This is a genomic window from Pseudomonas sp. FYR_7, from assembly GCF_043106155.1.
In the GTDB taxonomy this organism is placed as follows: Bacteria; Pseudomonadota; Gammaproteobacteria; order Pseudomonadales; family Pseudomonadaceae; genus Aquipseudomonas; species Aquipseudomonas parafulva_B.
Window position 1 is genome coordinate 50727 of sequence record NZ_JBICMI010000076.1, and the last position, 17251, is coordinate 67977.

Annotated in this window: 24 protein-coding genes; 12 read left to right on the forward strand and 12 right to left on the reverse strand. The window is 62.6% G+C overall.

Annotated elements, in window-relative coordinates:
* Positions 1-50: 50 nt before the first annotated feature.
* The 6 genes from ACF8R3_RS18805 to ACF8R3_RS18830 all read right to left on the reverse strand — a co-directional run bounded on the left by ACF8R3_RS18805 (position 51) and on the right by ACF8R3_RS18830 (position 3297).
* A complete protein-coding gene (locus ACF8R3_RS18805; RefSeq protein WP_058637210.1) occupies positions 51-392 on the reverse strand; it encodes a HopJ type III effector protein in 342 nt (113 codons plus the stop codon).
* Complete coding sequence (locus tag ACF8R3_RS18810) at positions 385-681, reverse strand: DUF1244 domain-containing protein (protein ID WP_058637209.1); 297 nt, start codon at positions 679-681, stop codon at positions 385-387. Before ACF8R3_RS18810 ends, ACF8R3_RS18805 begins: the two co-directional genes overlap by 8 nt.
* A gap of 9 nt (positions 682-690) precedes the next feature.
* Positions 691-1428: a dihydromonapterin reductase gene (gene folM, locus ACF8R3_RS18815; RefSeq protein ID WP_058637208.1), complete on the reverse strand. Its 738-nt coding sequence runs from the start codon at positions 1426-1428 to the stop codon at positions 691-693.
* A 33-nt stretch (positions 1429-1461) separates the two neighbouring features.
* Positions 1462-2022 (reverse strand): antibiotic biosynthesis monooxygenase, encoded by a 561-nt coding sequence (locus ACF8R3_RS18820; protein ID WP_078478012.1) that lies wholly within the window; start codon positions 2020-2022, stop codon positions 1462-1464.
* A 173-nt stretch (positions 2023-2195) separates the two neighbouring features.
* Positions 2196-2813 carry a PilZ domain-containing protein gene (locus tag ACF8R3_RS18825; RefSeq protein WP_058637206.1) on the reverse strand — a complete coding sequence of 206 codons (618 nt, stop codon included), beginning with the start codon at positions 2811-2813 and terminating at the stop codon, positions 2196-2198.
* A gap of 55 nt (positions 2814-2868) precedes the next feature.
* Complete coding sequence (locus ACF8R3_RS18830; protein ID WP_058637205.1) at positions 2869-3297, reverse strand: PAS domain S-box protein; 429 nt, start codon at positions 3295-3297, stop codon at positions 2869-2871.
* Positions 3298-3408: 111 nt separating this feature from the next.
* On the opposite strand from ACF8R3_RS18830, the gene ACF8R3_RS18835 reads away from it, so the two are divergent.
* Both ACF8R3_RS18835 and ACF8R3_RS18840 read left to right on the forward strand, forming a co-directional pair.
* Positions 3409-3864 carry a flavodoxin gene (locus tag ACF8R3_RS18835; protein ID WP_058637204.1) on the forward strand — a complete coding sequence of 152 codons (456 nt, stop codon included), beginning with the start codon at positions 3409-3411 and terminating at the stop codon, positions 3862-3864.
* A 224-nt stretch (positions 3865-4088) separates the two neighbouring features.
* Positions 4089-4991, forward strand: coding sequence for an alpha/beta fold hydrolase (locus tag ACF8R3_RS18840; RefSeq protein ID WP_058604882.1), 903 nt, complete (start codon positions 4089-4091; stop codon positions 4989-4991).
* 250 nt (positions 4992-5241) lie between these two features.
* Here ACF8R3_RS18840 and ACF8R3_RS18845 read toward each other — a convergent pair whose 3' ends face one another.
* Positions 5242-6024 (reverse strand): IclR family transcriptional regulator, encoded by a 783-nt coding sequence (locus tag ACF8R3_RS18845; protein WP_058604883.1) that lies wholly within the window; start codon positions 6022-6024, stop codon positions 5242-5244.
* A 169-nt stretch (positions 6025-6193) separates the two neighbouring features.
* Here ACF8R3_RS18845 and hmgA point away from each other — a divergent pair, with 169 nt between their 5' ends.
* From hmgA to maiA, 3 genes are read left to right on the forward strand one after another with little or no spacing between them, the layout of a single operon-like run.
* Entirely contained in the window at positions 6194-7495 is a 1302-nt protein-coding gene (gene hmgA, locus ACF8R3_RS18850; protein WP_196186415.1) for a homogentisate 1,2-dioxygenase, read from the forward strand.
* A 3-nt stretch (positions 7496-7498) separates the two neighbouring features.
* The gene (fahA, locus tag ACF8R3_RS18855; protein ID WP_196186414.1) at positions 7499-8791 is read left to right on the forward strand and encodes a fumarylacetoacetase; all 1293 of its coding nucleotides are present in this window, start codon (positions 7499-7501) and stop codon (positions 8789-8791) included.
* Between the two features lie 12 nt (positions 8792-8803).
* Positions 8804-9430 (forward strand): maleylacetoacetate isomerase, encoded by a 627-nt coding sequence (maiA, locus tag ACF8R3_RS18860; RefSeq protein ID WP_392516006.1) that lies wholly within the window; start codon positions 8804-8806, stop codon positions 9428-9430.
* A gap of 22 nt (positions 9431-9452) precedes the next feature.
* Here maiA and ACF8R3_RS18865 read toward each other — a convergent pair whose 3' ends face one another.
* Positions 9453-10259 carry a SirB1 family protein gene (locus ACF8R3_RS18865; protein ID WP_058604887.1) on the reverse strand — a complete coding sequence of 269 codons (807 nt, stop codon included), beginning with the start codon at positions 10257-10259 and terminating at the stop codon, positions 9453-9455.
* A 122-nt stretch (positions 10260-10381) separates the two neighbouring features.
* Between ACF8R3_RS18865 and ACF8R3_RS18870 the strand changes: the two genes are divergently transcribed.
* On the forward strand, positions 10382-11401 hold the full coding sequence (locus ACF8R3_RS18870; RefSeq protein WP_196186412.1) for a Glu/Leu/Phe/Val dehydrogenase: 1020 nt from the start codon (positions 10382-10384) through the stop codon (positions 11399-11401).
* 42 nt (positions 11402-11443) lie between these two features.
* Here ACF8R3_RS18870 and ACF8R3_RS18875 read toward each other — a convergent pair whose 3' ends face one another.
* Positions 11444-11707 carry a YebG family protein gene (locus ACF8R3_RS18875; RefSeq protein WP_058604888.1) on the reverse strand — a complete coding sequence of 88 codons (264 nt, stop codon included), beginning with the start codon at positions 11705-11707 and terminating at the stop codon, positions 11444-11446.
* 218 nt (positions 11708-11925) lie between these two features.
* Here ACF8R3_RS18875 and ACF8R3_RS18880 point away from each other — a divergent pair, with 218 nt between their 5' ends.
* Positions 11926-12396, forward strand: coding sequence for a phosphate-starvation-inducible protein PsiE (locus ACF8R3_RS18880; protein ID WP_392475681.1), 471 nt, complete (start codon positions 11926-11928; stop codon positions 12394-12396).
* Between the two features lie 3 nt (positions 12397-12399).
* Here the strand turns inward: ACF8R3_RS18880 and ACF8R3_RS18885 are convergent, their stop codons facing one another.
* The 3 genes from ACF8R3_RS18885 to ACF8R3_RS18895 form a co-directional block, all read right to left on the reverse strand.
* Positions 12400-12690 (reverse strand): DUF3509 domain-containing protein, encoded by a 291-nt coding sequence (locus ACF8R3_RS18885; protein WP_197843712.1) that lies wholly within the window; start codon positions 12688-12690, stop codon positions 12400-12402.
* 160 nt (positions 12691-12850) lie between these two features.
* On the reverse strand, positions 12851-13198 hold the full coding sequence (locus ACF8R3_RS18890; protein WP_058604891.1) for an HPF/RaiA family ribosome-associated protein: 348 nt from the start codon (positions 13196-13198) through the stop codon (positions 12851-12853).
* 10 nt (positions 13199-13208) lie between these two features.
* On the reverse strand, positions 13209-13439 hold the full coding sequence (locus ACF8R3_RS18895) for a hypothetical protein (RefSeq protein WP_392475682.1): 231 nt from the start codon (positions 13437-13439) through the stop codon (positions 13209-13211).
* Here ACF8R3_RS18895 and ACF8R3_RS18900 point away from each other — a divergent pair.
* From ACF8R3_RS18900 to ACF8R3_RS18920, 5 genes are read left to right on the forward strand one after another with little or no spacing between them, the layout of a single operon-like run.
* Positions 13438-13743, forward strand: coding sequence for a DUF3649 domain-containing protein (locus ACF8R3_RS18900; RefSeq protein WP_058604892.1), 306 nt, complete (start codon positions 13438-13440; stop codon positions 13741-13743). The genes ACF8R3_RS18895 and ACF8R3_RS18900 overlap by 2 nt on opposite strands.
* On the forward strand, positions 13740-15317 hold the full coding sequence (locus tag ACF8R3_RS18905; RefSeq protein ID WP_392516007.1) for a PepSY-associated TM helix domain-containing protein: 1578 nt from the start codon (positions 13740-13742) through the stop codon (positions 15315-15317). The genes ACF8R3_RS18900 and ACF8R3_RS18905 overlap by 4 nt, the downstream gene beginning before the upstream one ends.
* Positions 15317-15643, forward strand: coding sequence for a DUF3325 domain-containing protein (locus tag ACF8R3_RS18910; RefSeq protein ID WP_392516008.1), 327 nt, complete (start codon positions 15317-15319; stop codon positions 15641-15643). The genes ACF8R3_RS18905 and ACF8R3_RS18910 overlap by 1 nt, the downstream gene beginning before the upstream one ends.
* Before the next feature lie 4 nt (positions 15644-15647).
* The gene (locus ACF8R3_RS18915; RefSeq protein ID WP_196186409.1) at positions 15648-16217 is read left to right on the forward strand and encodes an RNA polymerase sigma factor; all 570 of its coding nucleotides are present in this window, start codon (positions 15648-15650) and stop codon (positions 16215-16217) included.
* Positions 16214-17200 carry a FecR family protein gene (locus ACF8R3_RS18920; protein ID WP_392516009.1) on the forward strand — a complete coding sequence of 329 codons (987 nt, stop codon included), beginning with the start codon at positions 16214-16216 and terminating at the stop codon, positions 17198-17200. The genes ACF8R3_RS18915 and ACF8R3_RS18920 overlap by 4 nt, the downstream gene beginning before the upstream one ends.
* Positions 17201-17251 lie beyond the last annotated feature (51 nt).

A 17251-nucleotide genomic window follows, 5' to 3' on the forward strand; every position in this document is an offset into this window, starting at 1 on the left:
TGCTGCCGTGCGCGACTCCAGGGCGCAGACCGCTGGATGGACAACCCCCATCAAGCCTTGCGCGACAGTGGTAATGCCTCGAACTTGACGCCTGCCAGGCCGTACGCGATCAGCGCACGGATATTCCCATGGTCGTGGCCCTCGGGTGTGGCCTGCACATCTCGATAATGCTCGCCAAAGGCCAGCAGCGCCTCACGATCAGTCAATCCCTCTAGCAACGCCAGGCCCAAGGTCTTGCATGAACCTTCGTTCTGCCCGGCCGCGTTTTCGACGCCACCGTTGCTGAAGGCCTGGGGCTGATAGGCATAGTGTTCGGCAATGAATGCCAAGGTGTCGGCGAACACATGTTCACCACTGTCCAGGCTGGCGCGCAGGGTAGTCAGATCAGTCACGGGGTTTTCCTTGTTCGAATGCGGCCTGCTGCTGAGGGCTGGCCTCTTTTTGATACTGGGCCTTCCACTCGCCGTAAGGCATGCCGTAGACGGCTTCGCGGGCGTCATCCAGGCTCAGGTCCACCTGGCGCTCGTCAGCTGCCGCCTTGTACCACTTGGACAGGCAGTTACGGCAGAACCCGGACAGGTTCATCAGGTCGATGTTCTGCACGTCGGTGCGTGAGCGCAGGTGTTCCACGAGCCGGCGGAAAGCGGCGGCTTCCAGTTCGAGCTGTTGCTGTGGGGTCATGGGCTTCTCTCAAATGATGCGGTTTTTCAGGTGGCGGCCACCGTTGATGACCACTTGGCTGCCGGTGCTGTATTGGCTGGCAAGCAGGTACTTGACCGTCTCGATCAGCGGCCCGGCGCCCGGTTCGAATTCCAGCAGTGCCTTCTTCAGCGTCTGCTGGCGATAGGCTTCGTCGCCGCCCTCCTTGAGGATCAGCAGCCCAGGCAGAATACCGTTGACGTGTACCGTGGGTGCGTACTTTTCGGCAAACGACAACACCATGTTCTGCAACGCGGCCTTGGTGGCGGCGTAGCCGATGTGGCTCTTGCTGCCGCGTGAGGACGTTTCGTCGCAGACGTGGATGATGTCGGCCTTGTCGACCTTGGCCAAGAGCTCGCCCAGGGCCAGATTGAGATGATAGGGCGCTTCGACATGAAGGCGGAACATGGTGTCGAGGTTGGCCAGGTCATCGTCGAGCCACAGCGAAGCGTTGTGGATGACGGCGCGCAGGCCATCGTAATGGCTGTAGAGGTAGTCGATCAGTGCCTGGCGATCGGCCGCCTGGCACAAGTCTGCGGTGAACGGAATGATATTGGGGTGTGGCGATTGAGGCTGGACGCTGCGGCTGGCACTAACCACCGTATGGCCGGCCTGGGCCAGTTCCATGGCCAGGGCCAGCCCGACGCGTTGGCTGGCTCCGGTTATCAGGATAGGGCTGTTCATGTTCGGGGCGGTCAACTGTATGAGTCGAAGGTTGTCGCCCAGCATACCCCAACTGCCCAACGCGTGTGTGGCCTGCGCCTACCGGCTACGCCAGGCGTGTTCGCGTGCCGCCGCCCCCTGCAGCCAGCCCGCCAGCAGGTGCGTTGAAAGGGGGATGAACAGGTACACCATCAGGGGGGTGAGCGCCAGGGTGCTGACAAGCACGCGTGGCAACAGGTCCATGCCTGCCAGCCAGTGACCGAACAGCATGTTAAAGGCCAGTGACACCGGAAAGAATGCCAGCCAGATCGCCGTGGCCTGTTTCCAACGGGGTGGTTTACGCACCAAGGCAGTGCCGAACCAGTCGTTTATGCCACTGACCCGTGCCTCCCTGGGGCGCTCGAACAGCCCGTTGCCGCGCTTGAGCCAGGCGCGCCGCGAGGCCGAATGTTCCCAGGCATGCAAGGTCGGCTCATCGCTGAAGCGGAAGATGATCTGGAATTCATCGCCGTCGCGCGGCGGTGCGAGAATCCCTGAGCCCAGGTAGCCGGGGAAATCGGTGGCCAGCTGTTCGCCCTCATGGAGCCAGGCCAGCAGTTCTTCATAGCGGCCATCGGCGGCGCGCCGCGACACCATCAAGGTGACGGGGGATCTAGACATCGTGTATCTCCTGACGACGAGGCTGGCGGGTAGCTGGCCCCTTGGCTGTGTCGGCCGGGGTGGTGGTCGACTCAGTTAGGCATGCAAGAAGTGGGCGCGGATTATGGCGTATCGACCGAGCGGGCGTAAGCCACCGCCGTGGGAGAACACGGTGCGTTCGTCGGGTGTCGTCTTCAGCCGGGCATTTGCGTATGCAACTCAGGGTGAGCAAGCCGGTGCTTGTGGAGGATGAAATCGCGCAGGCGTTCGATGTCTTCCTGGGCAGTGCCACTTAGGTCATAGGCGGCCTTGGAGCCGTCGATACGCCGGCCCAGCTTGCCGTGAAGCTCGATGGGGCAGACACCGTCCGGGGCGAATCGGAGCGTGAAGACATCAGGAGCGTCTAGCAGGTCGCGCACATGCACAAGCACACCTTTGACAGAGATATCGCACACCCAGAGCCCGCTCTCCTCACCGTGGGCGTCGAGCAATGCACAGGGCGGATCAAGGGTCAGCCGCCATGGGCGCAGCCTGGGGCCTATCTCGAAGATATCGGGCGCGCCCAGTTGCAATTGCAGCGTATGAAACTCGTCCTCGATCAGCTGAAGCGGAATGCTGATCTGCTGGTTGTCGACATGGGCCTGCAAGGTAACCTGCTCATGAGCGACCAGGCGCGTGAGCAGACCCTGAATGCGGCTGTCCCCATTGACCAGGAGGCTCGTCATGGCTTCGGTCATGTCAAACTGCGGGGAGTGCTGGACATCCTGGATATAGTCCAGCTCATCCTGGGTCAGAAGTGTGTCGGGGGGCATGTTGAAACTCGATGTGGAGGGTTCTACGGCCCGATTGACTCCAAAGCGCATTGGTTCACGCACCATCACCGGCTTTCTGACGAGCGCGCAGCTCAGCCAGTTCGCGTTCCGTTTCCACTTGCCGGGTAACGTCCCTCTGAATGCCGATGTAGTACAGGCGCTGGTCAGCCGCGTGCCTTAGCGGGGTAATGGACAGCTCGTTCCAGAAAGCGGTGCCGTCCTTGCGGTAGTTACGCAGCACTTCACGGCATGCCCGGCCCTCGGTCAGCGCTTTGCGGATGCGCGCGCGGCCCAATTGGTCACGGTCGTCCCCCTGCAGAAAGCGGCAGTCCTGGTACAGGATTTCATCCCGGCTGTAGCCGGTGAGACGCTCGAAAGCCGCGTTCACGTAGATGAGGATGGTGTCGTCGCCTTCCTGTTCAGCGACCACGATACCGTCGTCCGAGGCATCGACCATCGATTGCAGCAACTGCGCATTGATCATGTCTGGGTCATGCAGTGAAGGAATGAGGGCCGCGGGCGTTGCCACGGCCTTGTGCCAGCGCTGGGTGCTAGTATCCTACGATTTCACTCAGTATCGGAATCCTTTTCCCTGATGAAAGTCGTCATTATTTCCGGATCGGTGTACGGCACCGCCGAAGAAGTTGCCCGTCACGCCGAGTCGCTGCTCAAGGCCGCTGGCCTGGAAGCCTGGCACGCCAACCGAGCCTCTTTGCAAGACTTGCAGGCGTTCGGCCCGCAGGCCGTACTGGCGGTGACCTCCACCACAGGCATGGGCGAGTTACCCGACAACCTCATGCCCCTCTACAGCGCCCTGCGCGACACCCTGCCGGCCGACTGGCGTGGCCTGCCGGGTGCAGTCATCGCCTTGGGCGACTCCAGTTATGGCGATACCTATTGCGGTGGCGGCGAACAGATGCGCGAACTGTTTGCCGAACTTGGCGTGCAGGAGGTGCTGCCCATGCTGCGGCTTGATGCCAGCGAAACCGTGACACCGGAAACCGATGCCGAGCCGTGGCTGGCTGAACTGGTGCAGGCACTGAGCGCCTGACGTTTTTGCAGGAAGGATACGCAGCCGGCAACCAGTCAGGCTGCGCCTACCGCTGGTGCAGGTGACTCGCTCAGTCATCAAGCTGGCTGGCAACGCAAGTTCAAGCGCCTCGGCCGCTGGCTAGACTGTGTCTCGCACAGAGAGCACATGCAAGTGCCGAGGTGACATGCAATGACAGCAGCCTTGCCTTATCGCGTCCACATCCCTTAACCCGGTGCCTTCCGATGCCCATGGCCGAAATTCCATTGTGCGTCTGGCGTACCCGGGGACAGAGTTTCACATTCCGGGGCCAGAGCATCCGCTACTGGACCGCAGGGCAAGGAACGCCCCTGCTTTTGCTACATGGTTTTCCTACAGGCAGCTGGGACTGGCATTACTTGTGGGGCCCTCTGGCCCAGCGCTATCGGGTGGTGGCCTGCGACATGCTGGGGTTCGGCGATTCGGCCAAGCCAGTTGATCACGCCTATAGCCTGATGGAGCAGGCCGACTTGCAGCAGGCCTTGCTGGCTCACCTGCAGATCGACCAGCCGGTGGATGTGCTGGCTCATGATTACGGAGGTAGCGTGGCCCAGGAGCTGCTGGCTCGGCATCATGAGCAGCGCGCCAATATCGCCAGCTGCGTCTTTCTCAACAGCGGCCTGTTTCCTGAAGGTTGTCGCATGCTGTTACTGCAGAAGCTGCTGCTAAGTCGCCTGGGCTGGCTGGTGGCGCGCTCGTTCAGCCGCGATGACCTGGTGCGTCACCTGACCCGTGTCTATGGGCCATGTACCCACCCGAGCGAAAGCGTGCTCGACGACTTCTGGAGCATGCTGGCTGCCAATCGCGGCACGCGCGTGCTGCACAGGCTTGCCGGCTACGTGCCTGAACGCTTGCAGCACCGTGATCGCTGGACGCAGGCGCTGCAGGGGGCGGTGCCGTTGCGTTTGATCGCCGGCGCAGTCGATCCCCTTTATGGCGCGCACATGGTCGAGCACTACCGTCGACACGTTCCGACCGCCGATGTCGTGCTGTTGCAGGGTATTGGCCACCATCCGCATACCGAAGCGCCGCAACAGGTATTGCGTCATTACCTGGCGTTCAGGGAACCCGCCCAAGGGTTCGGCTCGCTCAAAGTGGCCAGGTTTTGACCCGATGACGTGGCAACCGGGCTCCTGAGGATCAAACGGCAGGCAAAAAAAACCGCTGCCTTTCGCAGCGGTCAATCGAGACGTCAGATCAAGGAGCTTCAAAATCTACGTCGATACACCTGACTGGCACCGCGAGCGGGGGGAGAGCCCTCGGTGCCAGCCAGTGATCCGATAATAAGCAATTGAATCGACTGGAAAAACCGCATACGGCGACATTCACCGTTACATACCAGGCAACAGTCTGCGGTGTTCAAGGGGCTGGGCAGTACCCCATGCGCCAGCTTGCCTCGCGCGTAGCAGCCAAAAGCCGCTGCGCCGCAGGGCCTTGTTCATCGGCATGAAACATCGACGTGGGCCCCACCACCGTCATCACCGCAGCGATCTGCCCCATGGCGTTGAAGATCGGCGCCGACAGCGCATCCACACCCGGCATCAGCAGCCCGTGGATATGGTGCAGACCGCGTTCACGTATACCTGCCAGCACCGTCTGATAATCCCCAGGCCCTAGCTTGAGCTGGGTCAGCTCGCGCGCCATCAAGTCCACGGTTTCCCGCTCAGGCAAATGGGCCGCGAACACCAGCCCGGTGGACGAGGTCAGCAGCGGCAATACCGAGCCAATCTGCGTCACCACGGTGACGGCGCGTACGGCCGGTTCGATGCTTACCACGGTCGCCCCCTGATTGCCCCACACCGCAATAAAGCAACTCTCGTTCAGTTCATCACGCAGCTGGGAGAGCGGCAGCGCGGCGACTTTCAGCACATCGATGCTGCCCAGCGCGGCCATGCCCACGCGCAAGGCTTCGCGCCCCAGGCCGTAATGATTGGTAGCCGCATTCTGTTCGGCGAACCCGCTGGCAATCAGAGCTTGCAGGTAACGATGCACCTTGCTCGCCGGCATCTGGACATGCTCTGCAAGCCTGGACAGTGACGTGGAGGGTGAGAGTTCGGCCAATGCCTTGAGGATGTCGGTGCCCACCTCGGCTGAGCGGACCTTCTGCTTGCCGTTGTCGGTAGGGGAGCTGGCTTTGGCCATCGGTAGGGTCATCCGCGAGTCATCGAGTCGCGCCTTTATAGCTTGACGCCTGGCGCAGAGCAAATTACGTTATTCGTAATCTGATTACGATAAAGACAATGCAGATGCGCCGCCGTTCCCTCGGGCAGCAGCAACTGCTCCCACAGGCCGCCCCGGCCCGGAGGCATCGATGAATCGCGACCCTGCACCTGACCTTCACTACCTCAGCGGTTTCGGCAACGAATTCACCAGCGAAGCGTTGCCAGGCGCCTTGCCGGTCGGGCAGAACTCGCCACAGAAAACCCCCTATGGGCTCTATGCCGAACTGCTCTCCGGCACGGCGTTCACCATGGCCCGTCATGAGCTGCGCCGCACCTGGATGTACCGCATCCGGCCGTCAGCCGCCCATCCGCGTTTCGAGCGCCTGGCGCGCCAGCCCCTGAACGAGGCGGGGGGCACGATCACGCCCAACCGCCTGCGCTGGAACCCGCAGCCCATCCCGCAAGCGCCAACCGACTTCATCGAGGGTTGGCTGCCCATGGCGGCCAATGGCCCTGCCAACGCGCCTGGCGGTGTGAGCATCTACATCTACAGCGCCAACCGCTCCATGGAGCGCGTGTTCTTCAACGCCGATGGCGAGCTGTTGCTGGTGCCTGAGCAAGGTCGGCTGCGCCTTGCCACCGAGCTGGGTGTGATGCAGGTGGGCCCGCTTGAAATTGCAGTGATTCCCCGCGGCATGAAGTTTCGTGTCGAACTGCTCGATGGCCATGCCCGTGGCTACTTGGCTGAAAACCACGGCGCGCCCCTGCGCCTGCCGGACCTGGGGCCTATTGGCAGCAATGGGCTGGCCAACCCCCGCGATTTCGAAACGCCGGTGGCCGCTTATGAACACACCACCGGGCCGGTACAACTGGTACAAAAATTTCTGGGAGAGCACTGGGCGTGCGAGCTCCAGCATTCCCCATTGGACGTGGTGGCCTGGCACGGTAGCAACGTGCCTTACAAATACGACCTGCGTCGCTTCAATACCTTGGGCACAGTCAGCTTCGACCACCCGGACCCCTCGATCTTCACCGTGCTCACCTCACCGACCAGCGTGCATGGCCTTGCCAACATGGACTTCGTGATCTTCCCCCCGCGCTGGATGGTGGCCGAGAACACCTTCCGTCCGCCATGGTTCCACCGCAACCTGATGAACGAGTTCATGGGGCTGATCGACGGTGCCTACGATGCCAAGGCCGAAGGCTTCGTGCCCGGTGGCGCGTCCCTGCACAGCGTGATGAGTGCCCATGGCCCGGATGCCGAGACCTGCGACAGGGCCATAGCGGCCGAGCTTGCCCCGCACAAGATCGAGAACACCATGGCGTTCATGTTCGAGACCAGCCAGGTGCTGCGCCCGAGCCAGTACGCCATGTCCTGCCCGCAGTTGCAGGCCGACTACGACAGCTGCTGGGCCACCTTGCCCAGCACCTTCAACCCGAACCGGAGATAACCCATGAACCAACCCGCCATTGCCCGCAGCTGGGTGAGCCACGCCAATGGGCACAGTGACTTCCCGCTGCAGAACCTGCCCTTGGGTATCTTCAGTCGTGGCAGCGAAGCCAAGCGCTGTGGCGTGGCCATCGGCGATGCCATCCTCGACCTTGAGGCGGTGCTGGCCATGGGTTTGTTCGAAGGTCAGGCCAAGGCGGCGGTACTTGCCACCCAGGGCGGCACCTTGAACGCGTTTTTCGCACTCGGGCGCGCTGCGCGCGTGGCGCTGCGGGAGCGGCTGCTCGAGTTGCTCGGTGAGCAGTCCGAGCACCAGGCAATGCTGGAGGGGGCGCTGTATCCCGCCAGCACCTGCCAGTTGCATGTGCCGGCCCAGATCGGCGATTACACCGACTTCTACGTGGGCATCGAGCATGCCCGCAACATTGGCAAGTTGTTCCGCCCCGACAACCCCTTGCTCCCCAACTACAAGTATGTGCCCATCGGCTATCACGGCCGCGCATCGACCATTCGCCCCTCCGGGACGGATGTTCGCCGGCCCAAGGGCCAGACATTGCCTGCCGGCCAGAGCGAACCAAGCTTCGGCCCCTGTGCGCGGCTGGACTACGAGCTGGAGCTGGGCATCTGGATCGGGCAGGGCAACGACATCGGCCAGGCCATCCCCATCGGCGATGCCGCCGAACACATCGCGGGCCTGTGCCTGCTCAACGACTGGTCGGCGCGGGACATCCAGGCGTGGGAATACCAGCCACTGGGCCCGTTTCTGTCCAAGAGCTTCGTGACCACGATTTCGCCCTGGGTCGTCACGGCCGAGGCGCTGGCGCCCTTGCGCTGCGCTCAGCCGCCAAGGCCTCAAGGTGACCCCCAGCCGCTGTCCTATCTGCTCGACAAGCGGGATCAGGCAGCGGGTGCATTCGACATCGAACTGGAAGTGTTGCTGCTCACCGAGCGCATGCGCGAGGAGGGGGGGGCGCCGCACCGCCTGGCCCTGAGCAACACCCGCAGCATGTACTGGACGGTGGCCCAGTTGGTGGCGCACCACAGTGTCAACGGTTGCCAGTTGCAACCCGGCGACCTGTTCGGCTCCGGCACCCTGTCAGGTGCCACCCCAGGGTCCTATGGCAGCTTGCTGGAAATCACCGAGGGCGGTAAGCACCCGGTCGAGCTGCCCAATGGCGAAGTGCGCAAGTTTCTGGAGGACGGCGACGAAATCATCCTGCGGGCACGGGGTGTGTGCGACGGTGGAGTGAGCATCGGGTTCGGCGAGTGCCGTGGTCGGGTCATTGCGGCCAACTGAGGAGACGCAGGCATGGAGCTGTATACCTATTACCGTTCCACCTCGTCCTACCGAGTGCGGATTGCCTTGGCCCTCAAAGGGCTGAGCTTCAGGGCACTCCCCGTCAATCTGCTGCAAGGCGAGCATCGGCAAGCCGGTTATCTGGGTATCAATGCCCAGGGCCGGGTGCCCACTCTGCGTACCGACGATGGTGAGGTTCTGGTGCAATCTCCAGCCATCATCGAGTACCTGGAAGAGGCCTATCCGCTGCCCGCGCTGCTACCGGCAGGGGCGGCGCAGCGCGCCAAGGCGCGTGGGGTGGCGGCGATCATCGGCTGCGACATCCACCCCCTGCACAACGTCAGCGTGCTCAACCGCCTGCGTGAAGCGGGCCAGGATGAAGTGCAGATCAACCAATGGATCGGCCATTGGATAAGCCAGGGGCTGGGGGCTGTCGAGCAGGTGATCGGCGAGGCTGGCTACTGCCTGGGCGATGCGCCTGGCCTGGCGGATGTCTACCTGATACCGCAGCTCTATGCCGCCGAGCGATTCGGGGTCGACCTTGGGGGTTACCCGCGCATTCGCAGGGTGGCGGCGTTGGCGCAGCAGCATCCGGCGTTCATGCAGGCTCATCCTTCGCGTCAACCCGATACGCCGTAGTGTGCAGCGTTAGATTGCGCGATCAATGAAGGGAGCGGCTTGTCGCGGGCAACTGCTCCAGCCGCTCGCTTAATACCAGCCGCTGCACAGGGTCTTCCGTCAGCAGTAATGCATGTTCCAGGTCGAAGCGCTCGGCGTGTGGGCAATCAAGCTGCCTGTACAGGCTTGCCCGGGCCAGGTAGTCGCCGACCTGGGCAGGCCCCAGTTGCATGACGCGCTCGGCGTCGATCAGCGCCGCGAGTGGGGCATCATTGCTGGTGTGCAACTGGCGCAGGTTGCGTGACAGCCGTTGCAGCATCTGCATGGCGCTGGCCGGACGCAAGTGCTCGGCGCTCAAGGCGGTGCCCGGACCGTACTGGCGGACCAGCAGCTCCCGGCAATCATTGGGGTAAAGACGCCGACCGCCGCAGGGGTCGAGCAAATGGTCGGCACCCGGCACGCGCAACAGGAAATGCCCAGGGAAGGCGACGCCTTCGAGTGGAATGGACAGACGCTGCGCAAACTCCAGTGCCAGGATGGCCAAGGCCAGCGGTTGGCCGCGTCGCCTTGTCAGCACATGGTTCATCAAGGCAGCGTGAGGACGCAGCGGCAGGTATTCATCCTGTTGGAAACCCAACGCGTTGAGCTGGCGCAAGAGCGGCTGGGCAAGTTCAGTGACGCCAATCATGGGCAGGTGAATGCTGATGGTGTGCTGCATGTTCTGGAACACGGCCTGGCAGGCATCAGGATCGACGCTTGGGTCATGTTCGGCGGCGATCCACAGCGCAGCTTGCAGCAGGGCGGCAGGCGTGTTTTCAAGGCAGGCCAGGCAGGCTTGACGTGGCTTCATGGGCTTCTCCACTCACCCTTGAGTAATAGCCGGCCAGAGCGGTTTCGTCCAGTTGTCCGGTAGCCCGGCCCGCCCGTTTCAGGTGCCTATACTGGATGCTGCACCTCATGGGGAGCTAGGCCATGTTCGCTCTGATGCAATGCACCCGTACTCAGTCACTGCATGTGTTCAACGATCCGCAGACAGGCCTTGAGGCCGTCGTGGTCATTCACAGCGAGCGGTTCGGGCCGGCCATGGGCGGTTGTCGCTACCTTGCCTACACCGATCATGAGAGTGCGATCAACGACGCAGTCACCCTGGCCCAGGGCATGAGCTACAAGGCGGCAATGGCGGGCCTGCCTTTCGGGGGCGGCATGGCGGTCATGCTGCGCAGCCCGCAGGTGAACGACCGCGCTGCCTTGTTCGAAGCATTCGGCCGCTGTATCGATAGCTTGCAAGGGCGGCTACTCATCGCCCTGGACAGCGGCACCTCGACACTGGACATGGATTGCTTGGCGCAAGGCACCCCCCATGTTGTCAGCACGACAGCGCTGGGTGACCCTGCTCCACATGCGGCGATGGGGGTATTCGCGGGCCTGCGCGCCACCGCCCATGCGCGGCTGGGCAGCCACAACCTGGAAGGACTGCGTGTCGCCATCCAGGGGTTGGGAAGTGTAGGGTACGCGCTGGCCGAACACCTGCACGCAGCAGGTGCAGACCTGCTGGTCAGCGACCTGGAGCCTGGCCGAGTGCGACTTGCAGTAGAGCAGTTCGACGCACAACCGATTGCCCACGATGCGCTCCCCAGTACACCGTGCGACATCTTCGCCCCCTGCGGCATAGGCCCGGGATTGAATGGGCAAAGCGTGATGCAGTTGAGGTGCGCGGCAGTGGCGGGTGCTGCAAACAACCAACTGGCATCGTTGCACGTTGCCGACCAGTTGGAAGGGCGGGGGATTCTGTATGCACCTGATTACGTGATCAACGCGGGTGCCCTGATCTACTCAGCGCTGGCCCATAGGGGCGAAAAAGCGGAGGCGATCACCGCCCACATTGCCCGTATACCCACCCGCCTGACCGAAGTGTTCGGCCATGCCCAGGCTGAAAAGCGTTCGCCTGCACGTGTGGCGCAGGCGCTGGCGGAACGTTTGTTGTACGACTGAATACAACGCCCCAGGCCTCGTCGCTCAAAGGCCCAGCGATCGCTATTGAGCAGCATCGCCCTCGAGTAGTTCACCCAGCGCGTCTGGCTGGCTCTTGAACGCCCTGGCGAACACATCGCGGTTCTTGGCCATATAGATACCGGCTTCTTCTACCTGCTGTTCGCTCAACGATGGCACAGCCTTGTGCAGGACTTCTGCCAGGCGCTCAGCCAGTTCGAGCATCTTGTCGTGACGGTCTGCTTCGGCCTTATCCATGAACAAGCGCTCCGGGTCGCGGCTGCTGCGATACACCACTTCGACGGCCATTCATCACCTCTATGCCTTTTTGCTGTTAACGATTTACTGTATCGATATACAGTAATGGCATTCCCTGAATCGCGCAACCCTGAATTTCCCAGGGGGTGTGCGTGTCCTGCATCGCTCGACCACCTTCCAAGCCCCTGTGCCTGGCCCTTTAACTGCATGGCACAAGCGTCATACAGGCAGCGGATCATTTTTCAGAGAGCTTCGGGGAGTCATCGATCATGAACATCAAATGGGCAGAAAAACTGCGCAAAGGCCTGCACGGCTCAGCCGATTCGCTGGGCAACCTGTGCGTCGAAGGCTTTCATTACCTGGCTTTGTTCGGCATCGGTGCGATAACGGCCTATGCCGCTGTGGTGACGTTTCTGGACATGCTCGGCAAAGGTGGGATCAGCGTGGACGACATCCTGCTGCTGTTCATCTACCTGGAGTTGGGCGCCATGGTGGGCATCTACTTCAAGACCAACCACATGCCCATCCGCTTTCTGCTGTACGTGGCCATCACCGCGCTCACCCGCCTGTTGATTGGCGACGTGTCGCACCACAAGGCGCCCGATGTGGGGCTGCTGTACGTGTGCGGAGGTATCCTGCTGCTGGCATTCGCCATTCTTGTGGTGCGCTACGCGTCGTATCGCTATCCGTCGACCAAGGCCTTGGACGCCAGCGGCAAGGATGTGGAAGAGGGTAAGTGACCCTCAGTTGGCCACGACGTTGCGTGCTTGATCACCACTGGGGCGCGTAAGGGCGGCGAGTACTTGCATGGGGTTCTGGCTGCGGTCTATCGCCAGGCCCAGGCGGATGCTGTCGATGACCCGTTGCAGGCGGGCAGGGTCATTGCGTTGCGCCTGGCTGATCAAGCGTTTGGCGGCGATGCCCGCCTCGTCAGACAAGGTGAGCATGATGCTCCCGTCGAGCGCCTCGATGCTCAGATTTACCCGGTACTGGGGGCTGAACGCTGCACTGATCTGATCGAATGGGTTGGTCATGATGGCGCTTCTGCAACGTGATGATGCAGAAATTGACTGGTGGGGGTGGGACCGGGTTCCAACCGTTTATCGGTCGCGGCACGGCGGCAGTGGTGCAAGGCTGAGCCCTTGCGCTTGGATAAGGCAAGGGCCGCTGCGCGGCCCCGTTCCGGTCAGGCGATCAAGCCTCCGGGTCGCTCAGCTCCAGCACGCCACGCTTGCTACGCAACTTGCCGTACAGGTGCTCCAGCGCATGGGTCAGCTTGGTGGCCGCGCCTTCCACCGCCTGGTCAAGCGAGTTGGCCGTGTGGGTCACCGAGATCGGCTGATGGCCTTTTGGGCGAGCCTCCATCTGGCAGCGCTTGTCCTGTGGTCCGGGTTTGCCGCCGTTTTCATCGCGCAGGTGCACCTCGATACGGGTGAGGTCTTCCTCGTAGCGCTCCAGCGTGTCTTGCACCGTGTTGCGGACCCACTCGTCGAGCCGGGCATTACCATCGATGTGGTTGCTGCTGTTGACCTGGATTTGCATGATTCAATCCTTATTCAGCTTGCTCGCATGGAGACACCAGGTCCTTGAGACCCTTGGAATTTCTGCGCCTCTTGACTCTAAGGTCAGGCAAGCCAATAGCGAATTCAACCCCCTCGTGAAAATAAATGTCTTGTAGCAAAGCCGATTGCTCACTTTTGCCCAGCATGCTGTCGGCCAGGCTTTGCATATGAGAATCCATATCATTATTATTGCTGGCTTCAACATTTCCGGACTTGGCCATGACCCGTAAACCCGCCAGCCTTACGCCCAGCTATCGCCTGGCCGTGGCTTCACGCAGCCTGGCGGCGTTGCTTGGCGGTTATCTGTTGGCGTCTACGGCCAGTTTCTGCGTGGCTGTGTCGCTGCCCATAGCGCCGGTCGACGCCACGCTGATCGGCCTGATGCTGTCGTTCGTGTTCTACGTGTTGGCCTTCATCGGTTGCTTTGCCTGCCGTGACGCCTGGCGGGCGTGGCTGGGTGTGTTGATACCGAGCCTGGTGCTCGGGCTGCTCGGCGCGCTGGTCCATTGGATGAAATTGTCATGAAAGACGGCTTTCGCCAGGCGATGGCCTGGCTGCATACCTGGACGGGCCTGCTGTTCGGCTGGTTGCTCTTTGCCATCTTCCTCACCGGCACCCTGTCGTATTTCAAGGAAGAAATCACCCACTGGATGCAGCCTGAGATAGGCCACTACGCACCCAACCCGCAAGCCGCGCTGGGCGCGGCGCAGCGCTATCTGCAAGGTCAGGCGCCCGCTTCGCAAAGCTGGTTCATCCGCCTGCCCAATGAGCGTGAAGCAGGGGTGAAGGTCGGGTACCGGGATGCGAACGGAGGGCCTCGCGGCTTCGTCACCCAGACCCTCGATGCCAAGACGGGCGAGCCCGTCACGGCGCGCGACAGCCGCGGCGGGAAGTTCTTCTACCGGTTCCACTTCCAGCTGCAGATGCCTTATCCGTATGGCCGCTGGCTGTCGACATTCTGCGCTCTGATCATGCTGCTCGGCCTGGTCACCGGCATCATCACCCACAAGAAACTGTTCAAGGAGTTCTTCACCTTTCGCCCTGGCAAGGGCCAGCGCTCCTGGCTGGACGGCCACAACGCCATCGGCGTGCTGGTGCTGCCGTTTCACCTGATGATCAGCTACAGCAGCCTGGTGCTGTTCATGTACCTGGTCATGCCCGCAGGGCTGATGGCGCATTACGGTGATGACACCTCGAAGTACTTCAATGATTTGTTTGGGGCAGGGGAGGCGCCCAGGGCAGCTCAGGTCGCCGCGCCGCTTGCCCCACTGCCGGCGCTCTATGCCCAGGTCCAGGCGCTGCAACCGGGGGCGCGGGTGGGCAACATTCGGGTCGAGAACCCGGGCGACAGCAACGCACGGGTCACCTTCACCCAGTCTGCCGCCGACCACGTTGCCTATCGGCGCAGTGCCAACTGGACCTTCGACGGCGCCACAGGCGCGCTGCTCGAACAAGGCAAGCCCGAAAGTGGCGCCATGCTGACGGCATTCAGTTTTGCCGGGTTGCACATGGGCAATTTTGCCGGCCCTTGGCTGCGGTGGCTGTATTTCTGCTTCGGGCTGGCAGGCACTGCCGTGATCGGGACCGGCCTGGTGATGTGGTTGGACAAGCGCCAGCTCAAGCATGCCAAGGCCCCGCGCGTTCCGCGTGAGCTGCGTCTGGTGGAGGTGCTCAACATCGTCAGCATGAGCGGGCTGCTGTTGGCAGTGGCCAGCTTTTTCTGGGCTAACCGGCTGCTGCCGGCGGCGCTTGAAACCCGTGCCGACTGGGAGGTCAATGCGTTCTTCATGGCATGGGGCCTGGCGCTGGTGCACGCGATGGCGCGTAGCGGTCGCCGGGCCTGGGGCGAGCAGCTGGCGCTCGGGGCGCTGGCCTTCACGCTGTTGCCACTGCTCAACGCGCTGACGACCGCGCACGGGCTCAACCACGCCATCATCGATGGCGATTGGAGCATGGCTGGGTTCGATCTCACCGCTTTGGGCTGCGGCCTGTTCCTGGCCTGGCTGGCAAGCAAGAAGCTGCGCCCTGCGCTGGCCTTGGCCAAGCCTTCCCGTTCACGCGCCAGCCAGGTTGGCCATGAAACGGCGCAGGCCCAGTGATGCTCGGTATCGCCCTGATCGCCTTCGCGGGTTTCGCCGCCTTGTGTCTGGCCATGCCCAAGCACTTCGAAGCGCTTTTGGGCCGCACGCCGGTCCCAGGACAACCGCGGCTGTTACGAGCGACCGGCTGGCTCATGCTGCTGGTTTCATTGGCCCTTGGTGTGCAGTCGCGGGGTTGGGCTCACGGCCTGGTGGAGTGGACGGCCGTTGCGATGGCAGGTGTGACCTTGTGGGTGTTCGGGCTGGCGTACCTGCCTCGCTTGCTGGTCGGCATGGCCGCTGTCAGTGCATTGCTGGGGCCGTTGTTGGTCCTGTTAGCCGGATGATGCCATGAGCCCCACGACGCAGAACGACGGCTCAGAGGGTGAATCGAGCGCTCGTGCCCGCTTTATCCAAGTGTTCATGGCCCAGCGCGCGCGCATGGAGGCGCTGGTCAGTCGCCGGGTAGGTTGCCGAGCCACCGCGTCCGACTTGGTCCAGGAGCTGTTCCTGCGCTTCTGGGGGCGTGCGCAAGTGAAGGTCGAAGCCCTGGACACCTACTTGATGCGCTGCGCCGGCAACCTGGCCATTGATCACCTGCGCAGCGAAAGCAGCCGCCAGCGTGCTTTGGCCGATGTTTCACAGGGCAGCGTGCACCTTGTGAGCCAGACGCTGGAGCAGACCCTGGAGGTGGACGACGATCTGCAACGCATCGAAAACGCCTTGCGTGCGTTGCCCGAGCGTACCCGGCAAATCTTTCTGCTCAACCGTGTCCACGGCTGCACGTACAGCGAAATAGCACGCGCCATGCAACTGTCCCAAAGCGCTGTGGAAAAACATATGATGCGTGCCCTGCAAGCGTGCAAGGCCAGTGTCGCCCAGGCCGCGCCCATTCCACGACGACCACGGGGCACGCCGTGACCACCACGTTACTTGCTGTCACTCAGGCACAATCCGATGCCGCCCTGCAGTGGCTTGTACGCATCAACGGGCAGCCCGAGCAAGCCCGCAGTGCGGCGTTCAGGCGTTGGCTGCTGGCCGACCCGCGGCATCCGGTTGCGTACGAGCAGGCGCAGGCGCTGTGGAACCACAGCGCCCCCGCTGCGGCGACCCTGGCCGATGAAGACCGGCTGGCCCTGCAACATTACCTCGACCGGATGAGCCCGCCCGCTGTCAGGCGCCCCGGACGTTGGCGTGCAGGGGCGTTGGCCATGGCCGCTTGCCTGATCATGGCCATCGGCATGCTCGGTGGGTGGCAGCCCGGTCATTGGCTGCTGGACCTGCGTGCCGACTACAGCACGTCGGCCGACCGGCGCGAAGTGACCTTGCCAGACCACTCGGCGGTCACGCTGGACGCCCACAGTGCGGTTGCCGTGCAATTCGAAAACGGCCAGCGCCACGTGCGGTTGCTGCACGGCGCTGCGTTCTTCAAGGTCACCCACACCGGCGAGCCCTTTGTGGTGCAGGCCGCCGATGGGCAGGTGCGAGTGCTGGGCACCGAGTTCGAAGTGCGCGAGCAGGGCGCCGCCACCCAGGTCACCGTCCGCGCCGGTCGCGTGGCGGTCAGCCCGTCCAAGGGGGCCGTGGCACGTGAGTTGATTGCCAATCAGCAGGTGAGCTACGGCGCGGGGCAGGTCAGCCACACGTTGTCGGTCGACAGCGAGCAGCACCTGGCATGGCGCGAGGGTTGGCTGACCTATTCCCAGGCGCCCCTGGCCCTGGTGGTTGAGGATCTGGGTCGCTATTACCCCGGCCACATCGTGCTGCTGAACGAGGCTTTGGGGCGGCGTGAAGTCAGTGGCAGCTTCCCCATTGCCGAACCCTTGCAGGCGCTGGACTCACTGGGCGCAGTGCTCGGCTTTTCGCGTCAGACAGTGCTTGGTCGGTTCACGGTTATCCGTTGATTGCTGGTCGTTGACCACCCTATTTCATGCCCTCCAAAAAAACTTCCTACC